The sequence below is a fragment of the Blastomonas aquatica genome, from assembly GCF_014639875.1.
Taxonomy (GTDB): Bacteria; Pseudomonadota; Alphaproteobacteria; order Sphingomonadales; family Sphingomonadaceae; genus Blastomonas; species Blastomonas aquatica.
The window spans coordinates 112366-137069 of record NZ_BMGD01000005.1 but is presented as its reverse complement, the minus strand read 5'-3'; the positions used below and the strand labels follow the sequence as shown (position 1 = coordinate 137069).

General features: G+C 63.3%; 25 protein-coding genes and 1 pseudogene. 10 read left to right on the top strand and 16 right to left on the bottom strand.

What is annotated here, in order from left to right:
- The first annotated feature begins 52 nt into the window (after nt 1–52).
- From IEW00_RS17595 to IEW00_RS14120, 4 genes are read left to right on the top strand one after another with little or no spacing between them, the layout of a single operon-like run.
- Nucleotides 53–181 carry a hypothetical protein gene (locus IEW00_RS17595; protein WP_255352559.1) on the top strand — a complete coding sequence of 43 codons (129 nt, stop codon included), beginning with the start codon at nt 53–55 and terminating at the stop codon, nt 179–181.
- Between the two features lie 8 nt (nt 182–189).
- Nucleotides 190–501, top strand: coding sequence for an alkylphosphonate utilization protein (locus IEW00_RS14130; protein ID WP_188515064.1), 312 nt, complete (start codon nt 190–192; stop codon nt 499–501).
- Nucleotides 502–506: 5 nt separating this feature from the next.
- On the top strand, nt 507–923 hold the full coding sequence (locus IEW00_RS14125; RefSeq protein WP_188515063.1) for a DoxX family protein: 417 nt from the start codon (nt 507–509) through the stop codon (nt 921–923).
- Nucleotides 924–966: 43 nt separating this feature from the next.
- Nucleotides 967–1650: a lysophospholipid acyltransferase family protein gene (locus IEW00_RS14120; protein ID WP_229737052.1), complete on the top strand. Its 684-nt coding sequence runs from the start codon at nt 967–969 to the stop codon at nt 1648–1650.
- A gap of 10 nt (nt 1651–1660) precedes the next feature.
- Here the strand turns inward: IEW00_RS14120 and nadA are convergent, their stop codons facing one another.
- The 4 genes from nadA to IEW00_RS14100 all read right to left on the bottom strand — a co-directional run bounded on the left by nadA (nt 1661) and on the right by IEW00_RS14100 (nt 5910).
- Nucleotides 1661–2668, bottom strand: coding sequence for a quinolinate synthase NadA (nadA, locus tag IEW00_RS14115; protein ID WP_188515062.1), 1008 nt, complete (start codon nt 2666–2668; stop codon nt 1661–1663).
- A 69-nt stretch (nt 2669–2737) separates the two neighbouring features.
- Nucleotides 2738–3613: an MBL fold metallo-hydrolase gene (locus IEW00_RS14110; protein ID WP_188515061.1), complete on the bottom strand. Its 876-nt coding sequence runs from the start codon at nt 3611–3613 to the stop codon at nt 2738–2740.
- 72 nt (nt 3614–3685) lie between these two features.
- Nucleotides 3686–5542 (bottom strand): M56 family metallopeptidase, encoded by a 1857-nt coding sequence (locus IEW00_RS14105; RefSeq protein WP_188515060.1) that lies wholly within the window; start codon nt 5540–5542, stop codon nt 3686–3688.
- Nucleotides 5539–5910, bottom strand: a complete 372-nt coding sequence (locus IEW00_RS14100) for a BlaI/MecI/CopY family transcriptional regulator (RefSeq protein ID WP_188515059.1) — start codon at nt 5908–5910, stop codon at nt 5539–5541. Before IEW00_RS14100 ends, IEW00_RS14105 begins: the two co-directional genes overlap by 4 nt.
- A 207-nt stretch (nt 5911–6117) precedes the next feature.
- Here IEW00_RS14100 and IEW00_RS14095 point away from each other — a divergent pair, with 207 nt between their 5' ends.
- Nucleotides 6118–8943, top strand: a complete 2826-nt coding sequence (locus IEW00_RS14095) for a PAS domain S-box protein (RefSeq protein ID WP_188515058.1) — start codon at nt 6118–6120, stop codon at nt 8941–8943.
- A gap of 4 nt (nt 8944–8947) precedes the next feature.
- Here the strand turns inward: IEW00_RS14095 and IEW00_RS14090 are convergent, their stop codons facing one another.
- From IEW00_RS14090 to IEW00_RS14060, 7 genes are all read right to left on the bottom strand, one after another.
- Nucleotides 8948–10078, bottom strand: a complete 1131-nt coding sequence (locus IEW00_RS14090; protein WP_188515057.1) for a cobalamin-independent methionine synthase II family protein — start codon at nt 10076–10078, stop codon at nt 8948–8950.
- A gap of 33 nt (nt 10079–10111) precedes the next feature.
- Nucleotides 10112–10951 (bottom strand): alpha/beta fold hydrolase, encoded by an 840-nt coding sequence (locus tag IEW00_RS14085; RefSeq protein WP_188515056.1) that lies wholly within the window; start codon nt 10949–10951, stop codon nt 10112–10114.
- A gap of 42 nt (nt 10952–10993) precedes the next feature.
- Nucleotides 10994–11536: a VOC family protein gene (locus IEW00_RS14080; protein ID WP_188515055.1), complete on the bottom strand. Its 543-nt coding sequence runs from the start codon at nt 11534–11536 to the stop codon at nt 10994–10996.
- A 34-nt stretch (nt 11537–11570) separates the two neighbouring features.
- Complete coding sequence (gene wrbA / locus IEW00_RS14075; RefSeq protein ID WP_188515054.1) at nt 11571–12173, bottom strand: NAD(P)H:quinone oxidoreductase; 603 nt, start codon at nt 12171–12173, stop codon at nt 11571–11573.
- A gap of 25 nt (nt 12174–12198) precedes the next feature.
- Nucleotides 12199–14388 (bottom strand): TonB-dependent receptor, encoded by a 2190-nt coding sequence (locus IEW00_RS14070; RefSeq protein ID WP_229737051.1) that lies wholly within the window; start codon nt 14386–14388, stop codon nt 12199–12201.
- 209 nt (nt 14389–14597) lie between these two features.
- Entirely contained in the window at nt 14598–15425 is an 828-nt protein-coding gene (locus tag IEW00_RS14065) for an IclR family transcriptional regulator (RefSeq protein WP_188515052.1), read from the bottom strand.
- Nucleotides 15426–15490: 65 nt separating this feature from the next.
- Entirely contained in the window at nt 15491–16654 is a 1164-nt protein-coding gene (locus IEW00_RS14060; RefSeq protein ID WP_188515051.1) for a CaiB/BaiF CoA transferase family protein, read from the bottom strand.
- A 120-nt stretch (nt 16655–16774) separates the two neighbouring features.
- Between IEW00_RS14060 and IEW00_RS14055 the strand changes: the two genes are divergently transcribed.
- Nucleotides 16775–17584: a citryl-CoA lyase gene (locus tag IEW00_RS14055; protein ID WP_188515050.1), complete on the top strand. Its 810-nt coding sequence runs from the start codon at nt 16775–16777 to the stop codon at nt 17582–17584.
- A 9-nt stretch (nt 17585–17593) separates the two neighbouring features.
- Here IEW00_RS14055 and mtgA read toward each other — a convergent pair whose 3' ends face one another.
- The 3 genes from mtgA to IEW00_RS14040 are packed head-to-tail and all read right to left on the bottom strand — an operon-like array spanning nt 17594 to nt 19364.
- Nucleotides 17594–18283: a monofunctional biosynthetic peptidoglycan transglycosylase gene (gene mtgA, locus IEW00_RS14050; RefSeq protein WP_188515049.1), complete on the bottom strand. Its 690-nt coding sequence runs from the start codon at nt 18281–18283 to the stop codon at nt 17594–17596.
- 10 nt (nt 18284–18293) lie between these two features.
- Nucleotides 18294–18800, bottom strand: coding sequence for a DUF192 domain-containing protein (locus IEW00_RS14045; RefSeq protein WP_188515048.1), 507 nt, complete (start codon nt 18798–18800; stop codon nt 18294–18296).
- 6 nt (nt 18801–18806) lie between these two features.
- Nucleotides 18807–19364 (bottom strand): regulatory protein RecX, encoded by a 558-nt coding sequence (locus tag IEW00_RS14040; RefSeq protein ID WP_188515047.1) that lies wholly within the window; start codon nt 19362–19364, stop codon nt 18807–18809.
- A gap of 210 nt (nt 19365–19574) precedes the next feature.
- Between IEW00_RS14040 and IEW00_RS14035 the strand changes: the two genes are divergently transcribed.
- On the top strand, nt 19575–21302 hold the full coding sequence (locus IEW00_RS14035) for a fatty acyl-AMP ligase (RefSeq protein WP_188515046.1): 1728 nt from the start codon (nt 19575–19577) through the stop codon (nt 21300–21302).
- On the opposite strand, the gene IEW00_RS14030 is transcribed toward IEW00_RS14035, so the two are convergent.
- Nucleotides 21287–21619, bottom strand: a complete 333-nt coding sequence (locus tag IEW00_RS14030) for a type II toxin-antitoxin system RelE/ParE family toxin (RefSeq protein ID WP_229737050.1) — start codon at nt 21617–21619, stop codon at nt 21287–21289. The two genes, IEW00_RS14035 and IEW00_RS14030, sit on opposite strands and share 16 nt — an antisense overlap.
- A pseudogene (locus IEW00_RS17525) lies at nt 21616–21795 on the bottom strand (ribbon-helix-helix domain-containing protein); the annotation flags it as partial. The pseudogene IEW00_RS17525 and the gene IEW00_RS14030, both read right to left, overlap by 4 nt.
- A gap of 265 nt (nt 21796–22060) precedes the next feature.
- Here IEW00_RS17525 and IEW00_RS14020 point away from each other — a divergent pair.
- The 3 genes from IEW00_RS14020 to IEW00_RS14010 are packed head-to-tail and all read left to right on the top strand — an operon-like array spanning nt 22061 to nt 24630.
- Nucleotides 22061–23272, top strand: coding sequence for a toxic anion resistance protein (locus IEW00_RS14020; RefSeq protein WP_188515045.1), 1212 nt, complete (start codon nt 22061–22063; stop codon nt 23270–23272).
- Nucleotides 23273–23285: 13 nt separating this feature from the next.
- A complete protein-coding gene (locus IEW00_RS14015) occupies nt 23286–24008 on the top strand; it encodes a hypothetical protein (protein WP_188515044.1) in 723 nt (240 codons plus the stop codon).
- A gap of 13 nt (nt 24009–24021) precedes the next feature.
- Complete coding sequence (locus IEW00_RS14010; protein ID WP_188515043.1) at nt 24022–24630, top strand: OB-fold-containig protein; 609 nt, start codon at nt 24022–24024, stop codon at nt 24628–24630.
- The last annotated feature ends 74 nt before the right edge of the window (nt 24631–24704 follow it).

The window sequence follows — 24704 nt, the reverse complement described above, 5'->3', positions numbered from 1 at the left end:
GACAGGGTTTATAGCAGGCGTCCGGGCGCTGCGCCTGGACAAGGAACAGACCATGGCAAAAGGCCAGAAGAAGACCAATCGCGAGACCCGCAAGCCCAAGGCCGAAAAGCCCAAGCCGCAGAACGCATCGAACCCGTCGACCAAGCCCGGCGGCCTTTCCATCGTCACGCTCAAGAGCTGAACCGACCGATGCACAGCGGCGACAGCGACGACTATGTCTATGACGAAGCGACCGGCGAATGGGTCGCCCCCGGCGATCTGACCGTCGCCGCGTCTGAGGACGAGGCGGTCGAAGTCCGCGATTCGGCAGGCACCCTGCTCGCCGACGGCGACCAGGTGACGCTGATCAAGGACCTCAAGGTCAAGGGCGCGGGCCAGACATTGAAGCGCGGCACCGTGATCAAGTCGATCCGGCTGACCGGCGACGCGCAGGAGATCGATTGCCGTTTCGATGGCATCAAGGGTCTGGTGCTGCGCGCCGAGTTCGTCCGCAAGCGCTGATCCATATGCCGCGCCAGTCCGCTGTCCGCACCGGATTTCGCTGGCTGCTGGCGCTGATCTATTTCGCGGCCGGGGTCATCCACATCCGCTCGCCCGGCGGGTTCCTCGCAATCACGCCGGGCTGGGTGCCGTTTCCCGAAGACGTGATCTTCCTGACCGGCGTCGCCGAGATCGCAGGCGCGATCGGGCTGATGGTTCCCCGGCTGCGCTATGCGGCAGGGATCGGGCTTGCGCTTTATGCGCTGTGCGTGTGGCCCGCCAACATCAACCACGCCTTCGGCGATATCGCGGTCGGCGGGCGGACCTTGCCCTGGGCCTATCACGGCCCGCGCCTGGTGCTGCAGCCGGTGATCATCTGGTGGGCTTTATGGGTGGGCGGCGTCACCGACTGGCCGTTCCGGCGCCAACAAAAGATGCCGTAACGGTAATTGATCTGGCCAGCGGTTTGCGCCACTAGGCGATTTCATGACAGCGGCACGCGGCGATCACGCCGCAAGGAAAGCCCTGCATCAGGTGTGGGGACGGATGATGAACGCGAGTCAGCCTGAGCCTTCCCGGCCGCGTAAGCTTTCCACCGCGCATTTGGGCTGGGCGGCCCGCGCGCTGTATGCGCTGATGATGTTCGTCTATCGCCGCCACCGCTTTGAGGCGATCGGCACCCCGCCGCCCGAGCGCCGCTACATCATCATCGCGGTGCCGCACACCAGCAACTGGGATTTCCCCAACTACATGGGCGTTACCCGCGAGCTTGGCCTGGAAACCCATTTCATGGCCAAGACGTCGCTGTTCCGCTGGCCGTTCCACAATTTCATGCGGCAGATGGGCGGGGTTCCGGTCGATCGCAGCGCGGCGGGCGACATGGTGCAGCAGATGATCGCGGAGTTTGGCGCGCGCGAGGACTTCATCCTCACCATCGCGCCCGAAGGCACCCGCAAGTCGGTCACCGCGTGGCGCACCGGCTTCTACCGGATCGCGCATGGCGCGGGCGTGCCGATCGTCTGCGGGTTCATGGACTATGGCAACCGCCGCGCAGGCCTTGGCCCGGTGATCTATCCGACGGGTGATTACGACGCCGACATGGCGCCTGCCTTCGCCTTCTATGCGGCGATGGCAGGGCGCAATGCGGTGCATTCAGCCCTGAAGGGCTGAATGCCTATCCTCAGTCCTGGTGCGCGAGATCGGGCCGACCCAGATCGCCCTGCCCCACTGTGCTGCTCGCCATCTCGAGCATTCGGTCGAGCGACTTCTTGGCGTTGAGCCGCAGTTCCTCGTCCATCTCGATCCGCGGCGTCAGATCGCGCAGCGCGACGTAAAGCTTCTCCATCGTGTTGAGCGCCATATACGGACAGATGTTGCAGTTGCAGTTACCGTCCGCACCCGGCGCGCCGATGAAGGTCTTTTCGGGAACCGCCTTTTCCATCTGGTGGATTATGTGCGGCTCGGTCGCCACGATCACGGTGGTGCTCGTGGTTTCCTTGGCGAATTTGAGGATCGCGCTGGTCGAACCCACCATATCGGCATGATCGATGATGTGCGCGGGGCATTCGGGGTGCGCGGCGACCGGCGCATCGGGATATTGCGCCTTCAGCTTGAGCAGTTCGGTCTCGCTGAACGCCTCGTGGACGATGCACACGCCGGGCCATAGCAGCATCTCGCGGCCCAGCTTGCGCACCAGATAGCCACCCAGATGCTTGTCCGGGCCGAAGATGATCTTCTGGTCCATCGGGATTTGGCTGAGGATCTTTTCGGCCGACGAGGACGTCACGATGATGTCGGACAGCGCTTTCACCTCGGTCGAGCAGTTGATATAGGTCAGCGCGATATGATCGGAATGCTTGGCGCGGAACGCGGCGAACTGGTCGGGCGGGCAGCTGTCCTCGAGCGAGCAGCCCGCGTCCATGTCGGGCAGCACCACGATCTTGTCGGGGCTCAGGATCTTGGCGGTCTCGGCCATGAACTTGACGCCGCAGAACGCGATGACGTCCGCATCGGTTTCCGCCGCGATCCGCGACAGCTCGAGCGAATCGCCGACGAAATCGGCAATGTCCTGAATCTCGGGCTTCTGGTAATAATGCGCCAGAATGACGGCGTTCCTCTCCTTGCGCAGCCGGTCGATTTCGGCGCGCAGATCCAGTCCAGACAGGTTCTCACGGGGTTGTGCAGTCATCGATCGTAAAGCCCTTTATCAGCGACCTGCATGCTCTAGCGAACTTGCACGCAAGCTGCAGTCCAATTGTTAAGCGGCGGCCAGCAGCCGCCATGCGTCGCCATCGCGCGCGACCAGCCTGCGGTTCTCCAGATCGATCAGATGCGCGAGCACCGATCGTCCGGCCGCGCCGAACAAGCGCTGATCCAGCCCCTTGTACATCTGCGGCACCATGTCGGGGATGGTCTGCGGCCCGCTTTCGAGCTGGCGCAGCACCTGGCGTTCGCGCTGCTTGCGGTGGCCCATCATGCCGCGCACCAGTTGTGCGGGGTTCTCGACCGCGGGCCCGTGCGCGGGGTAATAGACCCGGTCGGAGCGTTCCTGCAGCTTGGCAAGGCTCGCCATATATGCCGCCATATCGCCATCGGGGGGCGAGATGACGCTGGTCGACCAGCCCATGACGTGATCGCCGGTGAACAGCGCGCCTGTCTCCACCAGCGCCAGGCACAGATGGTTGCTGGTATGGCCAGGTGTCGCCACCGCCTGCAGCGTCCAGCCATCGCCCGATACGCTTTCGCCATCGCTGAGCACCCGGTCGGGGGCATAGCTGGTGTCGAACGCCTCGTCCGAGCGGGGGCCGTCGTCGCTGAGCGTCAGCGGCGCGCAGCCGATGATCGGAGCACCGGTGCGTTGCTTGAGCGGCGCGGCGGCGGGGCTATGGTCGCGGTGGGTATGCGTGCACATGATCGCGGCGATCTTTGCGCTGCCCACGGTGGCGAGGATCGCGGCGATATGGTCTGGGTCTGCGGGACCCGGATCGATCACCGCGACATCGCTGCCGTTGCCCACGACATAGGTCTGGGTACCGGTATAGGTGAACGCAGACGGATTGCCCGCGAGCACGCGGCGCACCAGAGGCTCGATGGTTTCGGCAAGACCGGTCGGAAGATCAGCAGGCAGTTCCATCGCGCCTAAGTGGCATCGATCGAGCCAAAGCGAAAGGGGCGGCGCGATATTTGGTGAGTCGTAAGGCAGACATCAGCGGCTGATGGAAGGTGGGGCCGGAGGCGCAGGAGGAGCCGGCATAGCCCGCATCTCACGGCGGGCTTCGGCCAGATCGGCGCGGACTTCGCGCCGCGCCTCGGCGAGATCGGTACGCAGTTCGCGCATCCCTTCGTCCAGTTCACGCAGGGCCTCCGAGCGCTCGCTATCGCTTAGATACCTGTTCTTGCGGATCTCGGCGCGGGCGACCGCCATGCTGCGGCTGGCCTCTACCATTCCGCGTTCGATCTGCGCCATGATCTGGGCCTCGTCGGGCATGACCTGACCGCAGGTGACGACCTTGGTGCGCGTGACATTGCCGTTCCTGGTTTCGGTGTGGGTCATGAACGAGGCCGCCTCGGATTTGCCTTTGCAGTTGCTGGTCTGCACCCGCAGGCTGTGGCGATCCCCCATTTCGATGACATAGTTGTCGGGGGATCCGGTGCGCACCACCATCTGCCGCGCGCGATCCATGGCGTCTGCCCGGGTGCGTTCGGCGCTATCGAAAGCAACGGCCCTGGCTTCGGCCACCGCCGCCGCACGGTCTGCCTGTGCCCAGGCACGATCGGCCTGCGCCATCGCCCGGTCACCCTCTGCCATCGCAAGGTCGCCTTCCGCCAACGCGCGGGAGGCTTCCGCTTCCGAAACCCGGCGCTCGATCTCCGCCCGGTCGGTGGGACGATCCAACCGCAGGACGATGGTGTTGTCGCCGCGAGGGACGGTGTAGATATACACGCCATCCTTGATCACTGGCGTGAGCGGAGCACTTGGTGCTTGTGGCGCTGCCGGAGCGCCAGGCGCTTGCGGCGATGCCGGGGTACCGGGCGTTTCGGGAGCACCGGGCATGCCCACCGGCTGGATCGCATAGCTGACCGTCGCAGTCATCGCCATCGCGGTGACCAGACCGCTGCCGATCAGCGTTCCGCCGAGCCACTTGCGGGTGCGCGAGGTTTCCTTTTGCTTCATGATCTTCAGCCGCTCGACGATCTTGGTCTTGGGATTGAGCGGGCTGGCAAAGGCGAGCGTGTGGCCGGTCGCCGCCTTGGCGATGGCGCGGGCGTAAGCAGTGCGCTCGGCAGCCGAGCGGCGGCGCAGCACCCGGGCATCGCAGGCAGCCTCTTGGTCGAAGCGGAAAGCACGCCAAGCCATCCACGCAACGGGGTTGAACCAGTGCAGCGACAGCATCGCGAGCGCGGCAAAATTGGCCCACAGATCGCCCGCCCGGTGGTGCGAGCGTTCGTGCGCCAGTGCCAGTTCGCGCTCCATCGGGTTGTATGCCTTGGTAAAGCCGATCGGCAGCGCGATGTACCGCCGCCACAGCCCGAAGGCGAATGGGCCTGAAATCCCGGCGATCTCGATCACCCGGATGCCATCGATCCGCGAGACTTCGACCGCATCTTCAAGCAACTCTCGCCGGTTCTGCAGATAGGCCGACAGTTGCGCGATCAGGAAGATCGCTGCACCGCACAGCCAGACGGTGACGCCGATCACGAACCAGTCGGAATCGAGCAAAAGCCCGTTGGCAAACGCAGCTTCGGGCACGGCGTCGATTGGCGTGGCCAGATCGGCAACCGGCATCGCCATGGCGGCGGTGCTATCAACCGCAGCCGGTGCAGGTTCGCTGACCGGCACCTCGATCGTCTGGACCACCGGCGGCATGAACAGCCGCGCAAGCGGAATCGCCCAGAGCATGTACACGATCTCGGCACCGAAATGCCGCGCCACCGGTCGCCGCAGCAACAGCACCAGCACCAGCAGCGCCGCGGTCACGACCAAGGTTTCGACCAGCCACTGCCCGGCCACACCATGTGCAAATTCCGCCAGCCAATCGCTGACAAGTCCGTCCCCGCTCATGACTTCAACTCCCCGATCAGCCGCTCGATTTCGGCGAGATCCTCCGCCGTGAATTCCTGCTGCTCTGCCAGATGCGCGATTAGCGGCGCGGCGCGGCCGCCGAACAGACGATCGACCAACCGCCGCGATTCGTCGCCGACATAGTCTTCTCGCGCCAAAATCGGGCTGTAGAGATACCGGCGGCCTTCCTGCTGATACGACACCGCACCCTTGTTCGCGAGCCGCGAGAGCAGCGTCTTGACCGTTTGCAAGGTCCAGTCGCGGGCGTCGGCCAGCGAATCGGCAACATCCGCGGCAGTCATCGGCGATCGCTGCCACAGCACCTCCATGACCGCATGCTCGGCATCGCTGATACGTTCGGGGGCCATGAAATCACTGCCTTTCACAAATTGCGACCACGGGCGTAATCGATTCGACCACGCATGTAAACGATATTGTTGGAGACAGCCTTGCCGACCAGGAATATACCGTATCAAATACGCGATTGCGGAACCTTCGACCGGCTCGGGCCTTTAGCCAATCGACCTGCGCAGGTTTATGAGGTTGGGCCAGGCCAGAAGGGGCAAAACAAGACAATGGCCTCCACCGTTACCAGCAAGCCTCCCGCGAACCCTTACGCTGCGTTCGATTACAGTGCCGACATCGTCATCTCGCTGAACGCCGATGGGATCGTCCAGGCATGGAACGCGGCGGCAACCGAAGCATTGGGCCATTTGCGCGAAGATATCGTTGGACACTCCATCACGCAGATCATTCCCGACTTGACCGACCTTGCTCTGCAAAGTCACGATCAGGTTTCGGCCAGCGCAGACGATAACACCCGCGATTTGGTCGCGCACCACCATAACGGCGCCCCCACGACCCTGAGCGTCTGCATCTCACCGGTCATTCTGGACGATGGCGCCATCAATGGGTTCTGGCTGGTTGCCAGGGATATCTCGCGCAAGCTGCGGGTCCGCAATATCCAGCAGCCGCTGATCGATTGCGCGCGGCTGGTCGGCGAACCCTTTCTCGAAAAGGCGGTCGAGGTGCTTGCCGGAGCGCTCAAGGTCCGCTGGGTAATGATTGCCGAGGTCGATCCTGATCTGCCCGATACTGCACGCACCGTGCGGTTCTGGGCAGATGGCGCGCTGCAAGAGAATACGGACTATGCCCTGCGCGGCACGCCGTGCGCAGACGTGGCCCAGAACCAGATCTGCTTCGTCCGCTCCAACGCCATCGCGCAATACCCCGATGATCCCATGCTGGCCGAGATGGGTGTCGAGAGCTATCTCGGCGTGCCGTTGCATTCCGGCAATGGCAAGCTCATCGGCCTGCTGTCGGTGTTGCACGATGCCCCGATCGACGAACAGATCCAGCCCGCATTGATCCTCGAGTTGTTCGCAGGGCGCGCCGCAGCCGAACTCGAGCGGCTCAAGTCGTCTTCCAGCGTCGAACGGCTCGGCCGCATTGTCGAGGATGCGGTCAGCGAAGCATTCCTGTTCGATGCCGGCACACTCAATTTCATTCTGGTCAACCGCGGCGCGCGCGAGAACCTTGGCTATACGATGGAAGAGCTGCGGTCACTGACCCCGATTGATATCAAGCCGCAGATCGACGAGGCCGGGTTCCGCGCACTGATCGCGCCGCTTCTGATCGGAGAAAAGCAGGTCTTGGCATTCGAGACCGTGCACCGGCGCAAGGACGGCAGCGATTACAACGTCGCGGTGCGGTTGCAACTGCTGGTCGATCAACAGCAAAAGGTTTTCTACGCAGCGATCGAGGATGTCACTGAGCGCAACTGCACGCTCAGCGAACTGCAGAGCGTCACCAACCGGCTCGACACCGTGCTCAACAACACCTCGATGGCGGTGTTTCTGATGGATGACCGGCAGCAGTGCATTTATCTCAACGAAGCCGCCGAACGGCTGACCGGGTATCGCTTCGACGAGATCGAAGGCCGCATCCTGCACGATGTCATCCACCACACCCGGCCCGGTGGAGAGCCTTTCCCGCTGCATGAATGCGCCATCGACCGGGCGCTGCCCGAAGACAATCAGATGCAGGGCGAAGAGGTCTTCGTCCACAAGGATGGCAGCTTCTATCCTGTCGCCTATTCCGCAAGCCCTATCCGCGACGGATCAGGCATAGCCATCGGCACCGTCATCGAAGTCAAGAACATCACCACCGAACTGGAAGCACGGGCAGCGCGCGAAAATTTCAACGCCGAGCTCAAGGCTCAGGTCGAAAAAGCGCTGGCCGAACGCGACGCTGCCGAAGCGCAGTTGCGCCACGCCCAGAAGATGGAAGCGGTGGGCAAGCTTACCGGCGGGGTCGCGCACGATTTCAACAACCTGCTCCAGATCATCGGTGGCAGCCTGGAGCTGCTTGGCCGCGATGTCGCCGGCAACGAGCGTGCCCGCCAGCGCGTCGAGCTGGCACTGTCAGGCGTTGCGCGCGGCACCAAGCTGGCACAGCAGCTGCTTGCCTTCAGCCGCAAGCAACCGCTGGCGCCAAGGCCCGTCAACCTGTCCCGGCTGATGGGCAATCTGGGCGACATGCTGCACCGCGCACTGGGCGAACAGATCGCGCTCAAGTCTGTCGCCGACAGCGGCCTGTGGGATTGCTTCGTCGACGAAGGTCAGCTCGAAAACGCCATCCTCAACCTTGCGATCAACGCACGCGATGCGATGCCCGACGGTGGCATGTTCACCATCGAACTTGCGAATGCGGCGGTGGATGACCTGTTCGCCAGCAGATATCCCGACGTTGCCCCCGGCGAATATGTGATGGTGTCGCTCACCGACACCGGCACCGGAATGCCGCCCGAAGTGCGCGAGCGCATCTTCGAGCCCTTCTATACCACCAAGGAGGTCGGCAAGGGGACAGGTCTAGGGCTCAGCATGGTCTACGGGCTGATCAAGCAGTCTGGCGGGCATGTTACGGTCTACAGCGAGCAAGGGGTCGGCACGACTTTCCGCATGTACTTGCCCCGGTCGATCGCTCCGGACACGGCGCAGGCCGAGCAGGTCGACGACATCGTTGCGGGCGGAAGCGAAACGATTCTGGTGGTCGAAGACGATGACGATGTCCGCTCGACCGTCACCGCGCTGCTCAACGAACTGGGCTATGCCACGCTGACCGCGCGACATGCCGCTGCCGGGTTGGCGATCGTCGAGAGCGGCACGAAGATCGACATGCTGTTCAGCGATGTCGTGATGCCGGGCCCTGTACAGAGCCACGAGCTCGCCAAGCGCGCAGCCAAGCTGATCCCTGGCCTGGCGGTGCTGTTCACCTCGGGCTATGCCGAAAAGGGCATCGTCAACGGCGGGACGCTGGAGGCCGGGGTCAAATTGCTGAGCAAACCCTACACCCGCGATATGCTGGCACGCAAAGTGCGCCAGTGCCTCGACGCGCGCTGAAACGTTACCAGTAGCGCGCGCTGGCGATGCTCGCGCCTTCCGACAGCGCGGCAAGCTTGGCCCAAACGATCTCGGGATCGAGGCTGTTGCTTCCCGCATGGACCGAAAAGCCGCAGTCCACGCCCGCGATCACCCGTTCGCAACCCAGCAGATCGGCATAGCGGCCGATGCGCTGCGCGATCAGCTCGGGATGCTCGATATACGGGCTCTGCGGCTCGACCATTCCGGGGCACAGGATCTTGCCTTCGGGCAGCGGGTGTTGCTCGAAAAACGCGAATTCATGCGCGTGGCGCGGGTTTGCGCCCTCGATCAGCACGGTCTGCGGCTTGGCCGTCCAGACGATATCGGCAATCTCGCCCAGCGCCACGTCGCAGTGGTGCGGGCCGGGGTAGTTGCCCCAGCACAGGTGCATGCGCAATTGCTCGGCCGGGATGTTCTGCACCGCATGATTGAGCGCGGCGATGTTCATACCGATGCGCTTGCGAAAGTCCTGGAGGCTGAGATGCGTGAACTGCACGTGGCGGCCCATCGCGAGGTCCGGACAATCGACCTGCAAGGTTATGCCGGCAGCGGCGATGGTTTCGTATTCGTGGCGCAGCCCCTCGGCGAGCGCGAAGACATACGCCTCGTCGCTCGGATAATATTGGTTCGGAAAGAACAACGCGGTAACGCCCGGCGACGCCGCCGACATGAAGGTGGCGTGGCCATTTGCCAGTCGCTGCAGCCGCTCGGCATCGATCCGCGGGGCTTCCATATCGATCACTGTGATCGGCGCGGTGCACGCCGGCGCGGTCCGCCGGGCGCGGCCCGTGTTGCCGAACACCTGCGCCTTCGCGCCGGGGAAGGCCTCGAGATCGGCGAATTCATATTGTCCCGCCTCGCCGCCGAAGCCCGAGAGCCGGTGCTTGATATAGGTGGCATAGCTTGGCTTGGACTGCTCGCCATCGTTGACGATGCTGACCCCGGCCTCGATCTGACGCTTGACGACATAAGCGGTAGCCTGCTCGACCGCGGCATCGAAGTCAGCCTCGGAAACCGGCTCTCCGCCTTCGCGCGCGAAGACCAGTTCGAGCAGCGCTTCGGGCCGCGGCAGGCTGCCGACATGCGTGGTGAGAAAGCGGTCGGGCGCGGGCATTGCAGAAGTCTCCATAGCTCGAAATGGGGCGGATCAATCGTTGACAGCAGACGGGACCGGCAGCAGCGGCCGGGTAAGGAAAGCGGATAAAGCGGCGTTGTATTCCTGCGGATGCGACATGTTGCACACATGGCCGCCCGCCCGGACGAACCGCGCCTGGCCCAGCGGCGCGGTGCGCGCCACTGCCTGGGTCACCGAGCGGCGCCATGGCGTGTCCTCGTCACCGGTGATCGCCAGCACGGGCACGGTCAGCGCGGCGACGCTTTCGAGGCGCGCCGATGGACCCGCAGCGCCTGCCAGCAAGTCGCGGCCATCATAATCGGCGAGCATCGCAGCGCCGATTTCCGCCGCCTCGCCCGACAGCCCCGCCATCAGTGGGTGCCCTGCCCAATGGCGCTTCATCGAAGCGAGCGCCCCAAGTCGCACCATCTCGGCATAATCGGCCAGCGGTATGCGGTCCGATGCGTTGGAATGATCCGGTATACCGGCAAGCGAAATACCCTGCAGGACCAGCGACGCGACGCGCGCGCGGTGCCTTTGCGCAAACGCGATCGCGGTCGCGCCTGCCTGCGACATCCCGACCAGATGAAAGCTCTCAAGCTGCAGCTGATCGGCCAGCCGCGCCAGATCATCGACCTCGCGCGCGCGGTCGGGCTGCGCGGTGGATTGGCCAAAGCCGCGCCGGTCTAGCGCGATCAGCGTAAAGCGGCCAGCAAGCGCGCGGGCCTGCAGCATCCACATCCGCCGGTCGAGCGTCCAGCCGTGCAGCAGCACGACCGCAGGCCCGCTGCCGATCTGCTCGACCGCCACATGCCCATCGCCGACATCGAGCCAGAAGGTCTTGCCATCCAGTCGCGCGTCGGGTGGGGTCATGGTGTGTGCGCAGCCCAGCGTCCCGACCGGGCCAGCCACCGATCAGGCCGCTTCGGCGCTGCGGAACGGGTTGTTGTTGCTGTGATCACCCGCCAGCCAGCGCGCGAGTTCGGCGCGAGCCTTGGCGCGGGTGTCCGCCTCGATGTCGAGCGCCTCGGGCGCATCGCAGGTGAACTCGATGATCATGCCGTTGGGGTCCTTGACGTAGACCGACCGGCAATAGCCATGCTCGAGGATATAGGTCCGCGGCTCTTCGATCCCGGCGGCAGCGATCCTGCGTTCGAGTTCGACCTGCGCATCCTGATCGACATGCAACGCGATGTGGTGGAACGGCGATTCGGGGATCGGCGGACTGAACTCGGCCTGATCGTCCTCGTTCGCGAACTGGAAGAAGGCAAGCGCGCTGCCGTCCTTCATCGCGAAGAAGCAGTGGCAATAGGTGCGCTCCTTGCCGAACAGTTCGTCCTTCTCGCAATAGGTTGCGACCAGAGGAAAGCCGAGTACGTCCTCGTAGAACGCGCGCGTCGCTTCAAGGTCGCGGGTGGTGTAAGCGGTGTGGTGCAAACGGTTGACGAGTACGGTCATCGCATCCTCCTTGAAGTGTCCCCAGAACCGGCGGTCAGGCGGCCAGCTTGAGCGTGATTTTCGCCACATGCTCGCCTTGGAAGCGCGCGCCTGCAAGCTCGTTTTCGGACGGCATCCGCGATCCGTCGCCGCCCGCGATGGTGCTGGCGCCGTAAGGCGTGCCGCCGCTGATTTCGGTCATGATGGTGTTGCCGGCAAAGCTGTACGGCAGGCCGATCACGATCATCCCGTGGTGGAGCAAAGTGGTGTGGAACGAGGTGATCGTGGTCTCCTGGCCGCCATGCTGGCTGGCAGTCGAGACGAACACGCTGCCCGGCTTGCCGACCAATGCGCCCTTGGCCCACAGCCCGCCGGTCTGGTCGAGGAAGTTGCGCATTTGCGCTGCCATGTTGCCGAAGCGGGTGGGCGTGCCGAAGATGATACCGTCATAGTCGGCAAGCTCCTCGGGACTGGCAAAGGGCGCGGCCTGATCAAGCTTCATGTGCGCTGCGGCGGCAACCTCGTCCGACACCAGTTCAGGCACGCGCTTGATCACCGCCTCGCAGCCTTCGACCGCGTTGACGCCATCGGCGACGGCACCCGCCATCACCTCGGTGTGACCATAGCCCGAATAATAGAGGATAAGGATGCGTGCCACTGGTGTTTTCCCGTCGTCGTTAAGATCAGAACTTGTAGAGCGCCTCGAGCCCGAAGACGCGCGGACGGCCCTTGAACACGAAGCCTCCGGGCGAGAACTCGGCATTGTAGCGTTCGTCGAACAGGTTATCGGCAAAGCCGGTCAGCGACCATGCGCCGCCATCGAGCGTCAGCCGCGCGTTGACCAGATCGACCGGACGCCGCACGGTCGAATTGGGCACATCGAACCAGGTCTTACCGGTGCGGTTGTAATCAACCCGAATGCGGCCCTTGAGATCGCTGTCGCCCAGATTGCTCTCATATTGCGTGCCCAGGTTGATCGTGTAGCGCGAAATGAACGGCGCCTCGTTGCCGATCACGGTGGGATCGGGGAATTCCTTTATCTCGCTATAGGTGACGCCGAGGCCAAAGTTGATGTCCAGCCCGCGTGCGGGACGCAGCGTTCCGTCGATCTCGAAGCCCTGCAGCCGGACCTCGGGAACGTTGCCCAGGTTCTGCGTCGAGTTGGCGGCGAGGAAGACGAAGAAATAGCCGTTTTCGGACTTGGTGGTGTAGGCGCTGGCGTTGAGCGTCAACATCCGGTCGAACAGGGTGGTCTTGACGCCAAGCTCGAAGGTATCGGCGACTTCGGCCTCATAGATATCCCCCACGCCAACGACACCGGTGCCTGCTGCCACCGCACCGACGCCGGTCTGGTTGAACCCGCCCGAACGGAAGCCGCGGGCATAACCGCCATAGATCGTGACATTCTCGACCGGCTTGTAGGTCAGCGTGACCTTGGGCTGCCATTCATCGAAGGTCTCGCGGCGCACCTCGCCCGGCGTGCCGGTAGGGAAGCCGGGGACCACGGGAATGAACGCCAGCGGGGTCAAGGTACGGTTGCGGCGGCGGTCCTTGTCGTAACGCAGCGAGGCATCGACGCGGAAGGCGTCGGAGAACTTGTAGCCAAGGTTCAGATAACCCGCCCAGGCGAAGTTGTTCTGCGAATCCGCCAGGAACGACGCCTGCGGGTTGAGCGGGTTGGTGCTGGGGGTGCGGAACACCGGGAACACGCCATTGCCGGTGTCGACCATGTTGCCCGTTGAGATATAGCGCTTGGTGTCGATGAAGTAGCCGCCGACGGTCCATTCGAACGCCTGGCCATCGGGCGACTGGATGCGCAAATCCTGGCTGAACGCCTCGACATCGAGGAACTGGCTCTGGTTGAGATCGAAGCCGAGGATCTGGAAAAACAAGGATTCCTCGATCGGCAGGAAGTCGAACGCGTCGCCGGTGAGGATTTCGGTCAGCGTGTCGTACGAGGTGACCGAGGTGATCTTGCCCCAGTCGCCCTCGTAATCGATCTTGGCCGAGACATTGTAGATGTCGCGGTCGTTCTGCCCGGCGTTGTTTACCCGCACCGGCAGGCTGGTGTCGTTCACGTCGGTGACAATGTTGTAATACAGCGCCTGGGTGCGCAGCAGCGACATCGAGGCGCGCAGATCGACGGTCAGGCTATCGGTCGGCGTCCACAGCAATTTGCCGCGCAGCGAGATATCCTCGAGCGGATCGGCATCCTCGCCCAGAAAGGAATTGGGAATATAGCCATTGGTGTCGCGGTACGATCCCGACAGGCGGAATTTCAGCGTATCGCTGATCGGGCCCGAAACCCCTGCGCGCAGCGTGTAGCCAAAGCCGTTGTCGATCCCGGCAAATACCCGCCCCTCAAATTCATCGCTGGGCTGCTTGGTGTTGATGATGATCGCCCCGCCGATCGCGTTGCGGCCATAGAGGCCGCCCTGCGGGCCTTTGAGGATTTCGATCTGCTCGATATCGAACAATTCCTGGCTGAACTGGGCAGCATTGACCTGCTGCACTCCGTCAACCACCACGGCGACCGAGGGCTCGGAATTGCGGTTCTGGGTGATCCCGCGGATGATGACGAAGGCGTTGCCCGCGTTCTGGGTTTCGATCAGCTGAACGTTCGAAGTCAGGCCGATAAAGTCAGCCGCCTTGTCGATCCCGGCGTTCTCGATCGATTCGGCATTGAAGACGGTGATCGCAGCGGGGGTATCCTGCAGGTTGGTGTCGCGGCGCAACGCGGTAACGACAATCTGTCCGTCGTCTGCAGATTCATCGGGGGCAGACTGGTCCTGCGCAAACGCGGGAGGTGTGATCGCCAGCGCCAGAGCCGACGCCGAACCTGCCAGAAGCATCTTGTTCCAAATGACGGACATACCACCAGTTCCCCTCATCCTGTGATGTCCCGCTACGTCAGGCCAAGATGATTGGGGACACTGCGCGCGGGTTATGATCTCGAGATAAATTGTTCGTAATACGAAGTCAAGTTCGCTATGCGAAGTTTTAAAGCACTGTGCGAACTCGCCCACAGGTCTTGGTTCGCCACCGCCTGGCGACGTTGCTTGGCATCGGTGATGGGATCAGATCAGTTTTGCTGGAGCGAGTGCATCAGCGTCGGCCAGCGCTGGAGCGCGTTGCCGATTTCGGCAGCTGCCTCACGCAACATCGGCAGCCGGGTGCGGACCAGCTCGTCTTGCGATATCCGCGTCGTCGAGGTCGAGCAGTTGATCGAGGCGATCGCGTTGCGGCTGGCATCGAACACCGGAACCGCGACCGAAACGATGCCGTAATCGAGCTCGTCGAGCGCCGAATCATAGCCGGTCTCGCGCGCGCCCTGCAACCGCTGCTCCATAGCTTCGGCGCTCGTCACCGTCCGCTCGGTAAAGCGCTGCAGGCTGACATCGGCCATGTATTGCGCGATCACCGGCGCAGGCTGGAACGCAAGCAGCACCTTGCCCAGCGAGGTGGCGTGTACCGGGAAGCGCGTGCCGACCGTCGCCCCCAGCCGGATGCGGCGGTTGGTCGAGACATGCGCGACATACAGGATATCGGTCCCCGACAGCACCGCCATCGACGCGCTGTCGCCGGTGTCGTCGCGCAACTTCTGCAGCGGCGGCAGGATGACCTGCTCGACATTCATCGATGACAGATACGCGGTGCCGAACGACAGCACCTCGGGCCGCAGCAGGAACTTGCGCCCGAACTGCGCGACATAGCCCAGCTGCACCAGGGTATTGAGACAGCGCCGCGCGACGGCGGGGCTGAGCCCGGTAACCTGTGCGACCTCACTCAGCTGCATTTCGGGATGCATTGCATCGAACGCGCGCAGCACCTTGAGCCCGCGTTCGAGGGTCGACAGATATTCGCTGTCTTTCTCGGGCTTGGCCTTGCCGGGCTGGGACACATCTTGCATCGCAGCAGCGCTAGCCTGTGTGCCGGGTGCAGACAAGGTTATGCTGTCAGGCGCGTACAGCGGCCTTACTCCGCAGCGGCGGAAGTATCGGCCAATCCCGGGGTCCTGGCCCCCAGGATTTCTTCGTTGTGCTGGCCCAGCATCGGGGGCGCGGTCACGCTCGTTGCGCGCTCGCCATCGAAGCTGACCGGCGACCGGATGGTACGGAACCGGCCATGCGGGCCATCGGGGTCCTCGATGCAAAGCTCCAGATGCTGCGCCTGTGGTGTCGCGATCACCTCGGGCGCGGAATAGACCGGTGAATGCGGAACCTCGAGCTGCTCAAGCGTCGCGCACCAGTCGGCGCGGCTGCGCGCGGCGAACAAGGGCGCGAGGAAGGCTGCGACCTTTTCGTAATTGGCGATCCGCGCGTCGCGGCTGGCGAACTCGGGCCGTGCCAGCATATCGGGCTGGCCGACGGCGGTTGCCAGGTTCTCCCAGAACTTGGGCGGCGATGACATGTGCAGCGCCAGCCAATCGCCACCAGCGCACTGGAAGACATAGGATTGCGAGACGTTGGGGCGGCTGTAGGGGCCCATCACCTGGTCGTCGGAGAAATAATGGGTGAAATCGTCGAGATTGAAATGCGTCATCGCCTCGAACATCGAAACCTCGACCAGCCGGCCTTTTCCGGTGCTCGCGCGCTCGTGCAGCGCGGCGAGCACGCCATAGGCGCCGTAAAAGCCGGTGATCGCATCGGCGAGCGCGGGTCCGACGACGCGGGGATTTTCAGGGTTGACTAGCAGCCGCAGGAAACCGCTTGCCGCCTGTGCCACCGTGTCGAACGCCGGGCGATCACGATCAGGACCGGTCGCGCCGAAGCCCGAGATCGACAGATAGATCAACCGCGGATTGATGCTGCGCAGCCGCTCGGGGTCGACATTGATCTTGTCGGCGACACCCGGACGGAAGTTCTGGATGAAGACATCGGCCTTGGCGATCAACTGATCGAACGCTTCCAGATCGGCACCTCCACGGGTATCGAGCGTGATCGAGCGCTTGTTGCGGTTGTACGTCTGGAAATGCGGGCTGTAGAACCCGCCGCGAAACGCACGGAACGGATCGCCGCCATCGGGCCGTTCCACCTTGATCACGTCCGCACCCATGTCTGCAAGCATCATGCCTGCGGCAGGACCGGTGATGAACGTGCCCATTTCCAGCACGGTGACATTGGCGAGCGGCTTGGCCATATTGACATCTCCTAGATGGCTCAGCATAGAAACTTCGATATACGAAATCAACTTCGTAAATCGAATTATAGGCGCTGTGGCAGTCGGTTGTCGAACGCCGCAAAGCAGAGGAACATTTTCATGCGCATCGGCAAGCAGGACGCTCCTTTCACCTCGATCTGCACATCGGATGCCCACAGCATCACCGTGCGCGGACGCGATCTGTGCGGCGACATCATTGGAAAAATGGACTTCACCAGCTATTTCTGGCTGCTCGTCACCGGAACCGAGCCGACCGAGGTGCAGAAGTTCTTCGCCAATGCCGTGCTGGCCGCCATCGCCGAACACGGCCTTGTCCCCAGCGTGGTTGCAGCCCGGATGACCTATGCCGCAGCGCCCGAAGCGTTCCATGGTGCGGTTGCCGCAGGTTTGATGGGCTGTGGATCGGTGGTGCTGGGCAGCGCCGAGATTGCCGGGCGTTTCTATGCCGATCTGGTCGGCCAGGTCCACGACACCGGCAGGGACGCCGCCCAAATCGCGGCAGATGGCGTCCGCACCCTGCGCGCGACCAAACAGGCGATCCCGGGCTTTGGCCACCCGCAGCACTCCGCAGGCGATCCGCGCGCGCTGCTGCTGCTCGAGATGGCAGGCGAGCACGGCATCGTCGGCCCGCATATCGAGATGCTCTTCGCGCTGCGTGACTGCCTGCCCGAGACGCTGGGCCGCCCGCTCCCGATCAACGTCAATGGCGCGATTCCTGCAGTCATGCTCGATGTCGGATTTCCGGTCGGCGCGCTGAAAGGCATTTCGCTGCTCGCGCGCACCGCCAGCCTGATCGGCCATCTGCACGAAGAGATCGAACGGCCGATCGGCTTTGTCATGTCGGGCGCGGCGGCAGCCGCGATCACCTATGACGGCCCCCAGGGGAACGCATCGGATAACGCCGACTGATCGCGCAGCTTACCGGGTGCAGGCATCCAGCCCGTCGCGCTGGACGATGCCGATGCGCCGCGCGATCGAGTTGCCATAGCGCCGGGTAAAGCCGCTGGGGTTCTTGACCGAACGCTTTTTGGGCAACGGCAACGCAGCCGCCATCCGCGCGGCCTGATCGCGGGTCAGTGCAGCCGCGCTCTTGTCGAAATAACGCTGCGCGCCCGCCTCGACGCCATAGGTGCCGATGCCGGTCTCGGCGACGTTCAGATACACCTCCATGATCCGGCGCTTGCCCCAGATCGTCTCGATCAGCAGCGTGAAATACGCCTCGAGCCCCTTGCGGAAAAAACCGCCACCCTGCCACAGAAACACGTTCTTGGCGGTCTGCTGGCTGATCGTCGATCCGCCGCGGATACGTCCGCCTTGCGCATTGCGCCGCACCGCGTCCTCGATCGCCTCACGGTCAAAGCCGTTGTGCTGGCAAAACTTGCCATCCTCGGCAGCGATCGCGGCGGACACCATGTTGCGGTTGATGTTGTCCAGCGAGGTCCAGTCGCGGGTCGCGCCGTTGCTGTCGGTGAGCATCGTGACCGTGGTCGGCGGAGGAACGAAGCGATAGAACGCCACCAGCAGCACCGACACGACGACGAAGCCGAAGATCAGCTTGAACACCAGTGCGATCAGCCGGGCGAATATCCCGCGTTTGCGTGCAGCCATGGTGCTGCGCTCAGCGCTCGGTCTGCCATTTGACGGTATCGCCGGGCTTGATCCCGAGCTCCGCCGCGCGGCCCGCTGCCAGTTCGAGCACCGCAGCCACAGGCTCGTTCGAGCTCACCGCATCGAGCGAATAGGGCACGGTGTTGGCAGCAATACTCTCGATGCTGCCATCGGCGCGGACAAAGATGATGTCGAGCGAGATCACGGTGTTCTTCATCCAGAAGCTGGCGGGCTTGACCGTGGGGAACGGGAAGATCATCCCGGCATCGGGCGCCAGTTCGGTGCGGAACATCAGCCCCTGCGCCTGCTCCTGCGCCGTGCGCGCGACCTCCACGGTGAATGCGTGACGCTTGCCCGCGCTATTGATGGTCAGCGGCACCAGCGGCAGCCCGGCGGGCGACAAAGCTTCTGCGCCGGCGGCCGGCCGCTGCGCAATCGCATCGCTAGGGGCGGACGCGTTGCACGCGACCAACGCGAGCGTTGCAAACGTGGTGGCACACCATCTCATGACCATCATTCTCTCCTAAAAATCCTCGTCCAGCCCCGCGATCTGATCCATGCTATCGGCGAAAACGATCGTGCGGGCGAGAGCAAAATCGTGGCCCGCGCGGATAAACGCCTGCAATTGCTTGCGGCGCTTTTCCGGATCGGCGGGCTGGTCGGCAAATGCGCCGATCCGCTTGCGCTTTGCGAAGGCAAGCGCGGCAGTCACCGCCTGATCCTTTCCGGCCTCGCGCATCTCGCCACGATCGGGCTCCTTGACCCCGGCGGCGGCGAGCGCTTGCTCGACCCGGCGTGCGCCATAGCCCCGGCGCAGCAGCGACCCGCCCTTCATCGCCGCATATGCGGCATCGTCGACATAGCCGAGCTCGGCACACCGATCTGCGAGCGCGACCAGATCGGGCGGCGTATCGCCGTCCCAGCCGCGTTCGCGCAGCTTGCGCTCCAGATACTGCACCAGTTTCGCCCGGGTCGAGGCGAACCGTCCCAGATAATGCAGCGCGAGATCCCGCAGGCTCGTCTCGTTGAGCGGCTTGGGCGGGCGGCGTTCGGCCCGGCTGGATCGCGATTTGGAAAACATGCGCCTTTTTTGTGCCACAGTCGGGCCGAAATTAGAACGCCTGTCGTCGGCTAGACCGACGGTTGGATTATTTTCGGGCGGGGCCCGCGCGCATTTTGCGCTTGTTCATCCCCGATCCATTGGACACTGGGCAGACGCAACGATCTGCCCAACAGACGTGAGAAGCCCGATAACAGGCTCCGCGTACAGGAAAGCAACGGGTTAACACGCATGACGCAACTGCAGCCGACACCTACCGCAGACAGCCTGCCACGACGCTTCGCCGATTTCGCGACGCTGGGCGATGCGCTTGACTATGCGGCCAGCGGAACCCGTGGCTTCAATTTCCACGATCCGCGCGGCACGCTGGTGCGGCCGTATCCGTTTGCCGAGATGCGCACCGATGCGCTGGACCATGCGCGCCGGTTGATCGCGCGCGGCGTGGCGCCGGGTGACCGGATCGCGATCGTCGCCGAAACCAGCGCGGAGTTTGCCGCCTTGTTCTTCGGCGCGGTCTATGCCGGTGCCTGGCCGGTTCCGCTGCCGTTGCCCACCAGCTTTGGCGGCAAGGAAAGCTATGTCGAGCAGCTTGGCGTTCAGTTGCGCAGCAGCGACCCGAAGTTCCTGTTCTATCCCGAAGAGCTTTCCGAAATGGGTGGCGAGGCCGCGCAGCGTTGCGACGTCGCAGGCCTTGATTGGCACACCTTCGCGCAGGATGCGGTGACCGATATCGCGCTGCCTGCCGCCAACTCGGCCGAAATCTGCTATCTGCAGTATTCCAGCGGATCGACCCGCTTCCCGCACGGCGTCGCGGTGACCCATGGGGCGCTGCTTAGCAACCTCGCCGCGCACGCGCACGGCATGCACATCGCGCAGAGCGACCGCTGCATCTCGTGGCTGCCGTGGTATCATGACATGGGGCTGGTCGGCTGCATGCTCTCGATGGTCGCCAACCAGGTCTCGACCGATTACCTCAAGACCGAAGATTTCGCGCGGCGCCCCCTCGCCTGGCTCGACATGATCAGCCGCAACCCGGGCACCTCGTGCAGCTATTCGCCGACCTTCGGCTATGACATCTGCGCGCGCCGGATCGGCAGCCAGTCCAAGGTTGCCGAGCGCTTCGACCTGTCGCGCTGGCGGCTTGCGGGCAATGGCGCCGACATGATCCGCCCCGATGTGATGCAAAGCTTCGTCAACGCCTTTGCCGATGCCGGCTTCAAGGCCAGCGCCTTCCTGCCGAGCTATGGCCTTGCCGAAGCGACGCTGGCGGTGACCTTGATGCCCCCGGGCGAAGGCATCGTGGTCGATCTGGTCGAGGAACAGAGGCTTTCGGGCGCGCCGGTCGATCCGGCAAAGCCCCGGCGTTACCGTTCGATCGTCAATTGCGGCAAGGCGTGCCTGGGCATGAGCCTGGAAATCCGCGATCCCGATGGCGCGGTGCTGCCCGATCGCGAGATCGGCAAGGTCTGGACCGCAGGTCCCTCGATCATGCACAGCTATTTCCGCGACCAGGAGGCCACCGATGCCTGCCTGATCGACGGCTGGCTCGATACCGGCGATATGGGCTATCTGGTCGATGGCTATCTCTACATCGTCGGCCGCGCCAAGGACATGATCATCATCAACGGCAAGAACCACTGGCCGCAGGACATCGAATGGGCGGTCGAACAGCTCCCCGGCTTCAAGTCGGGCGATATTGCCGCGTTCTCGATCACCACACCTGCAGGCGAGGAAGCGCCCGCTGTGCTGGTCCAGTGCCGCACCACCGACGAGGCCGAACGCCGCCGCCTGCGTGACGAGATCCGCGAAAAGGTCCGCTCGATCACCGGAATGAACTGCGTGATCGAACTGGTGCCCCCGCGCACGCTGCCGCGCACGTCCTCGGGCAAGCTCAGCCGTGCCAAGGCGCGCAACCTGTATCTATCGGGTGAGATCCAGCCGTATCAGCTGGCGGCTTGAGCGGGGCTGGGCCTAGCCTTGAATGACATCGGTATCCATCGCGCTATGCTGGATACGGATGACCTCAATCGTGTCAGCCAAGCACGATAGCAAATAGGATAGCGCCCGTGCGAGCATTTCCGGATGCCGTATTGTTCGATGCCGTATTGTTCAAGGCGCGGAACGATCGGATAACGGTTCGGATAGTCGGCGAGCGATGCGCAGGTCTTGCGCAGTTCGGCCAGAAAGCTGATGGCCCGCGCCGGATTGTCTGCAGCCCTGAAATCGCCGATAACCTCAAGATCACGATCCGCCACCGGGGTGATCCGGACGATCATTCCGGTGCAGATTCCACCGCCTGATACTTGCGTTCAAGCTGGTCGAACACGGTGTCGATCGGGTGCACAAGACCAGCATCGGCATCGGCCAAGCCACGCAAGATTGCCGCATCGAGCGCAGCAAGCCGGGTCTCGCGATCCTGAACCAACCTGACCCCTTCGCGGAGCACTTCGCTCTTGGAATTGTATCACCCGGTAGCGACCAATTGCGCGACATACGCCTCTAGCGTTTGGCCCAAATCAGCACTGATCATGAAGTCGTCCCTTCCGGCAAAGCTAACAGCCTTATCAACAGTTATCAATCAGCGAGCAGATCGATTCAGCTTCCCCTTGCGTGGCGCAACTGTATTGATATATTAACACAGTAACACTTATCGCTTGCCTGACAGGGCATCTCCCCTCATTTTGGGGCATAGAGCGGCAAACTGGAGCTTGAATGGCATGGCGACGCAAACTGCGATTGCGGAAAAGAAGCTGACACTGGAGGCGCCCGAGCCGGTTCCTGTGGTCACCGCAGCCGAGGCCACCGGCCTGGTTCCGGTATCCGATGATGTGAAGTCCAAGCTCGACGAGAAGGTCGATGGCTTCATCAGCGATCTGGTGGCGCAGGATGTCAATTCGCCCGAATTCGGCAAGCGTGTCGACCAGATCACCAATATGGGCCGCAAGGAAATCGGCGATGCGGCGGGTCAGTCGAACCGCTTTCTCGATCGCCCGGTCAAGGCGATGGACTCCGACAATTCGGTCGGCGCCAACCTTGCGCAACTGCGCCGCACGGTCGAGGATCTCGATCCGGGCAAGAAGGGCGATCTGTTCACCCGCAAGAAGATTTTCGGCATCATTCCGTTCGGCAACAAGATGCGCGATTATTTCGACAGCTACAAAAGCTCGCAGGGCCATATCCAGTCGATCCTGGGCAGTTTGCAAAGCGGCAAGGACGAGCTGTTGATGGACAATGCCGCGATCGATGTCGAACGGCAGAACCTGTGGGCGGCGATGGGCAAGCTCGAGCAGATGATCCACGTCTCCAAGACGCTCGATGCCCGGCTCGAGGAAAAAGCCGCCGAGCTCGACATGACCGATCCGGCCAAGGCCAAGGCGATCCGCGAAAGCGCGTTGTTCTATGTCCGCCAGCGCACGCAGGACCTGCTCACCCAGATGGCGGTGACGGTGCAGGGCTATCTTGCGCTCGATCTGGTCAAGAAGAACAATGTCGAACTGGTCAAGGGCGTCGACCGTGCCAGCACCACCACCGTGGCAGCCTTGCGCACCGCAGTGACCGTCGCGCAGGCGCTCGTCGGGCAAAAGCTGGTGCTCGACCAGATCACCGCATTGAACACCACCACCGCGAACATCATCGATTCGACCGGCACGATGCTCAAGGACCAGACCGCCAAGATCCACGAGCAGGCGGCATCGGCGACGATCCCCGTCGAGACGCTGCAGCGCGCGTTCCAGAACATCTATGACACGATGGACAATATCGACACCTTCAAGGTCAAGGCCTTGGACAGCATGAAGACCACGGTCGACACGCTGAGCAAGGAAGTCGAGAAATCGAAGGGCTATATCGCGCGAGCCGAGGGGGCCAGCCAGGGCCAGGTCAGCGGTGGCAGCGCAGGCCCGTCGTTGCTCAGCTCGCTGGAGGCTTGAGGCAGCCACACGCATGAGCAAATCCCTGACCAGCCAGTCCGACCAGATCCTTGCCGATGCCGCCGCGGTCAAGCGCCGCGTCCAATCGGGACCATCGATCGGCAGCAAATCGCGCGCGTTGAAGCGCGAGCATCTGTGGAAGAAGATCGCCGCGATCGCGATCAGCATCGGCGTCATCCTGGTCGCGGCTGGCGTCGTCGGCGCGATCATCGACGGAATCGGCTTTTACGGCGTGCTGCTGACCGTGCTCGCCATGGTCGTTGCGACCGTGGTGCTGGGCAGTTCGATGAAGCTGCGCGTTCCGACGCCCGAGAAGCTCGCGAAAGAGCCGCTCAAAGTGCTCGCCGGCAAGACCGAGATCTGGCTCGAAAGCCAGCGGCCCGCTTTGCCTGCGCCTGCGGTCAACCTGATCGACAATATCGGCGTCCAGCTCGACATGCTCGCGCCGCAGCTCCAGACGCTCGAGGAAAACAGCGAGCCCGCGCGCGAGATCCGCAAGCTGGTCGGCGAGCATCTGCCCGAACTGATCACCGGCTATCGCAAGATTCCGGCAGCCATGCGCCAGGAAAAGCGCGGCGAACGCACGCCTGACGAACAGCTGCTCCATGGCCTGGGCGTCATCGAACGCGAGATCGCCAGCGCCACCCGCACCATATCCGAAGGCGATGCCGACAAGCTCGCCATCCGCGGGCGGTTTCTCGAGCTGAAATATGATGGTGTTGCCGACAGCCAGTGACTAGGCTGCAGCGATGCTCGACTTTTTCCTCGCGATCCAGAACACCCCCTTTGCCGCCGCAATCGTGCTGATGCTGCTGATCGGCGGGCTGCAGGCGGCTGGCCTCGGTGACCTTGACGCCGATAGCGACCTTGGCGATGCGGCGGGCGACGGATTGCTCGCTTTGCTGGGGCTGGGCCGGTTGCCGCTGCTGCTGTGGCTGGCGCTGTTCCTGATGATCTTCGGGGTGATCGGCTATGCCGGACAGCAGTTCTGGCAATCGCTCACCGGAAGCCTGGCGAGCGCCTGGCTTGCCGGACCCGTCGCATTCGTCGCAGCGCTGCCGGTCACCGGCGCAGGCTCGCGGCTGCTCGCGCGCGTCATGCCGCAGGACGAAACCACCGCCGTCGCCGTCGACTCACTGGTCGGCCGCTTCGCCACCGTGCAAACCGGCACCGCCCGCCCCGGCTCCCCGGCAAGAGCCCGCGTCACCGACATCCACGGCCACCCGCACTTCGTGATGGTTGAACCGGATAATGCCGATCAGCTGCTGCATGAGGGCGAGGAGATACTGCTGGTGCGGCGCGAAGGCGAGATGTTCCGGGCTATCAGCAAAGGTGGGCATTTTCTGCCGAGGTTGTGAGACGAACAAGACTATTTAGCGAGTAGCTAACCGTTTACCAACAGCAACCAGTGCTTGGGGCTAAGTTGAATAGC